The 4,988-nt window shown below is 66.7% G+C and carries 6 protein-coding genes and 2 pseudogenes; all 8 read right to left on the reverse strand.

What is annotated here, in order from left to right; all coding sequences use genetic code 11:
• Positions 1-613, reverse strand: a pseudogene (locus tag ACFWF3_RS24050) (NADH dehydrogenase subunit D); the annotation flags it as partial.
• On the reverse strand, positions 613-1,365 hold the full coding sequence (locus ACFWF3_RS24055; RefSeq protein WP_379315361.1) for an NADH-quinone oxidoreductase subunit C: 753 nt from the start codon (positions 1,363-1,365) through the stop codon (positions 613-615). The pseudogene ACFWF3_RS24050 and the gene ACFWF3_RS24055, both read right to left, overlap by 1 nt.
• Positions 1,362-1,916, reverse strand: coding sequence for an NADH-quinone oxidoreductase subunit B family protein (locus tag ACFWF3_RS24060; protein WP_019047013.1), 555 nt, complete (start codon positions 1,914-1,916; stop codon positions 1,362-1,364). The genes ACFWF3_RS24055 and ACFWF3_RS24060 overlap by 4 nt, the downstream gene beginning before the upstream one ends.
• 10 nt (positions 1,917-1,926) lie before the next feature.
• The gene (locus ACFWF3_RS24065; protein ID WP_056819816.1) at positions 1,927-2,307 is read right to left on the reverse strand and encodes an NADH-quinone oxidoreductase subunit A; all 381 of its coding nucleotides are present in this window, start codon (positions 2,305-2,307) and stop codon (positions 1,927-1,929) included.
• 372 nt (positions 2,308-2,679) lie between these two features.
• Positions 2,680-3,081: a hypothetical protein gene (locus ACFWF3_RS24070; RefSeq protein WP_378991733.1), complete on the reverse strand. Its 402-nt coding sequence runs from the start codon at positions 3,079-3,081 to the stop codon at positions 2,680-2,682.
• 92 nt (positions 3,082-3,173) lie between these two features.
• A complete protein-coding gene (locus ACFWF3_RS24075; protein ID WP_379315363.1) occupies positions 3,174-4,316 on the reverse strand; it encodes a hypothetical protein in 1,143 nt (380 codons plus the stop codon).
• 68 nt (positions 4,317-4,384) lie between these two features.
• A complete protein-coding gene (locus tag ACFWF3_RS24080) occupies positions 4,385-4,732 on the reverse strand; it encodes a thioredoxin family protein (RefSeq protein WP_379315365.1) in 348 nt (115 codons plus the stop codon).
• A pseudogene (locus ACFWF3_RS24085) lies at positions 4,729-4,988 on the reverse strand (hypothetical protein); the annotation flags it as partial. The gene ACFWF3_RS24080 and the pseudogene ACFWF3_RS24085, both read right to left, overlap by 4 nt.

Consider the following 4,988-nt stretch of genomic DNA (forward strand, 5'->3'; position numbering starts at 1 on the left):
GTTCCCTGACCTTGGTGACGCCGTCGGCGGGCAGATCCTGCGCCAAGCCGCCGGGACGGATGTAGGCATGGTTCATCCGCAAGCCGGTGATGTTCTCGAAGACGTCGAGGATGAGTTCGCGTTCACGGAAACCGAACAGCATCGGGGTGAGCGCGCCCAGTTCCATGCCGCCGGTCGCGAGGGCGACCAGATGCGAGGAGATGCGGTTGAGCTCCATCAGCAGCACGCGCACCACGGTGGCGCGTTCGGGGATCTGGTCGGTGATGTCGAGGAGTTTCTCCACGCCGAGGCAGTAGGCGGTTTCGTTGAAGAACGGGGACAGGTAGTCCATCCGGGTGACGAAGGTGACGCCCTGGGTCCAGTTGCGGAATTCCAGGTTCTTCTCGATGCCGGTGTGCAGGTAGCCGATGCCGCAGCGGGCCTCGGTGACGGTTTCACCTTCGATTTCGAGGATCAGGCGCAGCACCCCGTGCGTGGACGGATGCTGCGGGCCCATGTTCACCACGATGCGTTCTTCGGCGCCGCCGTCGATCACTTCGCTGACCTGGTCCCAGTCCTGGCCTGCGACGGTCACTACCGGTGGTTCGTCGCGGCGGAAGTCGGTGTCGGTCATCAGCTGTAGGTCCTCCGCTCGTCGGGCGGTGGTATGCGCGCGCCCTTGTACTCCACCGGGATCCCGCCGAGCGGGTAGTCCTTGCGCTGCGGATGCCCGCGCCAGTCGTCGGGCATGGTGATGCGGGTCAGGGAGGGGTGACCGTCGAAGAGGATGCCGAAGAAGTCGTAGGTTTCGCGTTCGTGCCAGTCGGTCGTCGGATAGACCGAGAACAGCGACGGAATGTGCGGATCGGCATCGGGCGCGGACACTTCCAGCCGCACACGGCGTCCGTGTGTGATCGATTTCAGGTGATAGACCGCGTGCAGTTCGCGGCCGTCGTCGTCGGGGTAGTGCACGCCGTTGACACCCAGGCACAGTTCGAATCGCAGTGTGCTGTCATCGCGCAACGCGCTCGCGACCGCGACGAGGTGTTCGCGCTTCACGTGCAGGGTGAGTTCGTCGCGGAAGACCACGATCCTCTCGATCACGGTATCGAAGGCGATGACCCGGCCCACGAGTGCGGCGCGCAAGGTGCCGACGAAGGCGTCGAACCAGCTGCCGTACGGGGGAGGTGTGCCCGCGGGCAGGGCGACGGGGGTGACCAGGCCGCCGTAGCCGGAAGTGTCACCGGTGCCGCTGACGCCGAACATGCCGCGCCGGGTGCCGATCACCTCGTCCTGTGGCGGTTTGGGTTGCGCCTGCGCGGGCGATTCCTCCGGAACCGGGTGTCCCGCAGGGTTGTCGGTGTTGTCGGGGGAGTCGAATGTCATCGCAGCAGGCCCTCCATCCGGATGGTCGGCGTGCTGGCCAGTGCGGCCTGCTCGGCGGCCCGGATCGCTTCCTCGCGATTGACGCCCATCGGCATCTCGGCGATTTTCGCGTGCAGCGCCAGAATCGCGTTGAGCAGCATCTCCGGGCGGGGCGGGCAGCCGGGCAGGTAGATGTCGACCGGGACGATGTGGTCGACGCCCTGCACGATGGCGTAGTTGTTGAACATGCCGCCCGACGACGCGCAGACCCCCATGGCCAGCACCCATTTCGGTTCGGTCATCTGGTCGTAGACCTGGCGCAGCACCGGCGCCATCTTCTGGCTCACCCGGCCAGCCACGATCATCAGGTCGGCCTGGCGCGGGGAGGCGCGGAACGCTTCCATACCGAAGCGGGCGATGTCGAATCGTCCGGCGCCGGTGGCCATCATCTCGATCGCGCAGCACGCCAACCCGAACGTGGCGGGCCAGACGGAGCCCTTACGCAGGTAGCCGGCGAAATCCTCGACCGTGCTCAGCAGGAACCCGCTGGGCAGTTTCTCTTCGAGACCCATTATTTCCCACTCATTCCCAGCTGAGGCCGCCGCGACGCCACTCGTAGGCGTAGGCGACAGACACGTTGACGATGAACAGCGCCATCGCGGCGAGACCGAACAGCCCGAGCGTGTCGAAATGCACGGCCCACGGGTACAGGAACACGATCTCGATGTCGAAGATGATGAACAGCATCGCCGTGAGGTAGTACTTCACCGGAAAGCGCTGTCCCGCTGCGTTTCCCGGACCGCCGGCGATGGCGTGCGGGGTCGGCTCGATGCCGCATTCATAGGGTTCGAGTTTGGCCCGGTTGTAGCGTTTCGGGCCGATCAGCGACGCCATGATGACGGAGAACACCGCGAACGCCGCGGCGATGGCGCCGAGTACGAGTGCGGGCACCTCGATGTTCACGACTGCACTTCCCCTCCTCGCTGGAGCAGGCCGAGCCGTGTGGCCCGGCCGCGGACGGCAGCTTTCGGCGAGACGGGGCCGACAACGTTGTCCGCCGAACCGGGGCTCGCGCAAGGCTGTGCAGCGATGGCGGAGCGTTATACAAGAGCCCGTGCTCGTGTGAGCTAGAGCACAGACTACCGCCGTTTCGGGGGTCCGCCGCACGTTTCCGGGGTGGGGTTTGATCGATATCGGTACCGCGATTCATGAGCGATACGGGGGTAATCGGCTCCGGGCATGCGGCAGCGAACCACTGGCGTTACCAGTGGTGATAGATAGAAAGGTGCGAAGCGGACTATCCGACAGGTCGGGACGATGCCCGGATGGTCCTGTTCAGCGGGCGAGCAGGATGCCCGCGACCGCGTTGGTGAGCTGCATGGCGTCGATCGGGTGGGAGACGGCGGCCTCGGCGCGCGACCAGTTGGCCAACCAGGCGTCATCGGGTCGGCCGGTGAGCACGACCACCGGCGGGCACTGATCGATCTCGTCTTTGAGCTGTTTGGCGATACCGAGTCCACCCGTCGGGGCGGATTCACCGTCGAGGATCGCCAGATCGATCCCGCCGGCATCCATCTGCTCGATGACCACCGGCGCGGTAGCGACCTCGAAGAATTCGAGCTCCGGTAGGTCGGCGCGCGGCTTACGGCCCAGCGCGAGGATCACCTGTTGGCGGGTATCGGCATCGTTGCTGTAGACCAGCACACGCAGAGGGGTGGAACCATGGGATTCGGCCACGCTCGGATCGTACGTCCGAGGGTGGCGCCACCGTGGCAGGTTCGCCGGATCGACCAGTCGCGCAGTGGTATCGATGACAGCGGGCCCGGCGCTCACGACCGCGGAGGTAGATCGAACTCGCCGCGGATGCCGGTGAACAGGCTCTCGACGTCTGGGCCGAAGGTGATCGCGGCTTCGGTGATCGCGGAGAGCGCGCCCTGCAACGGATCGGTATGCCGCGCATGGAAAACCGTGTTGAGGGCGAAATGAGGGCGACTGATGTTGCCGCGGTCGTACGGGTTCGGCGTCGGGCTGGGGGCCTGCGCCACTTCCCGCACGACGATGCTCTGGAAGCTCGCCTCGTCGGGTCCGTACTGGTCTTTGTCCAGTCGCGCGAACGCGGCGTCGTTGTCGTGGAAGGGTTCGGGCAGCGGTGCGCCGGATGCGAGCGCGTCCAACACGGGGCGCACCCAGACATGATCGCTGAGACCGGCGAGGTCGTAGGCGCGCTGTGCGCAGTACTCGGCCAGTCGACGCAATCGCGTGGCGCTCATGGCGGCTATCGACTCGGCCAACGCACGGTCGTAGCCCGCGAGTTCGCGTCCGTGATAGCTGCCGGCGAAGGCTGGTATCGGGTCGCCGCCCCATTCCTCGCGGTCTCTGGCGCGGGCCTCGGTGCGGAGCTCTCGCTGCCGGTCCGATTCGGGCTCGGGCAGATTCGGGGCAGGCTCGGTCGGCGGTGCGGCGCTGTTGGCGGGAATGCCGTAGCCGGGCATGTCCCACTGCCGGGCGGGTCGAGGAGCGGTGCCGTCGTCGGGCCAGAGCCGGATTCGCCAGTGGTCGCCGGGGGTGATGTCGCCAGGCCAGCCGTAGTTCGCGAAACCCGTTCCGGCGATCTCGGCAAGGTAGTCGCCGGGCGGCACGGGTGCGTCGGCCCAGCCGTCGACGGGTGAACTGATGGTCAGGCCGTGCTCGCCGATGTGTAGCCGGGCTTCGCTGACCTGCTGCCACTCGCCCTCGTCGGCCGGTCGCCGATCCCACACCTGTAAGTGCATCGGCATGTCGAAGTTGTTCTGGTGCGGGCTGAGCACCACCACGGTGTGTCCGTCGCCTGCCGACGGCCTGTCCGCATGCGCGGCGTCGAGCAGCGCGAGCTCTACGTCCTCCTCACCCTCCCCTCCGTGCAGGATGAACTGGCCGTAATCGAGCGTCAGTTCCAGTCGATGCTCGGCGAGGAGATGGGAGGGTTCGGTCACGCACGAGATCGTGGCACAGCCCACCGACAGCGATCGATGGGTGTTCGTGTGGGGCGGAGGTTTCGGGATCAGTGACGCACTGCGTCGTCCAACTCGGCGAGGAGCCGGGCCTTGGAGCGGGCGCCGACGAGGGTGCGCAGGAGTTGGCCATCGCGGAAGAGCAGCAGCGTCGGAGCGGCCATGACCTGGTAGGTGCGGGCCGTGAGTGGGTTCTCATCGGCATTGAGCGTGCGAACGGCGAGTGTGGCCGCACGTTCGCGGGCAACGTCGGCCAGCACGGGGGCGATCATTTTGCACGAAGGGCACCACGTGGCCCAGACGTCCACGAGAACGAGGCCGGGGTGGGCGAGCACGTCGTGGTCGAATGTCTCATCGGTCACCGCGACGGTGCCGGCGATCGCAGAACTCAGGGTCATCGGGATTCCTCTTGTTCGGTGGGGATGTCGTGTGTTCGCTCGGCCTGCTGGGTCGCCGCCTCGGAGGGCTGCAGAACGGAGACGGCCGTCGGCCACGGAAGCCGTCGGGTGGTGCTGTGGCGGTGTGCGGCCTCGCGGAGGCGATCGGTGAGGGCGTCTCTGCGGGCGGTGAGGGCGTCGATTTCCGCGGTCAGTGCGTCGATGGTCCGCTGGTATTCGGCCAGGGAGGCGGGACAGTCGTCGACGTGTTCGCTGC

Origin of the sequence: Nocardia sp. NPDC060220 (assembly GCF_042727815.1) — a bacterium.
Classification (GTDB): Bacteria; Actinomycetota; Actinomycetes; order Mycobacteriales; family Mycobacteriaceae; genus Nocardia.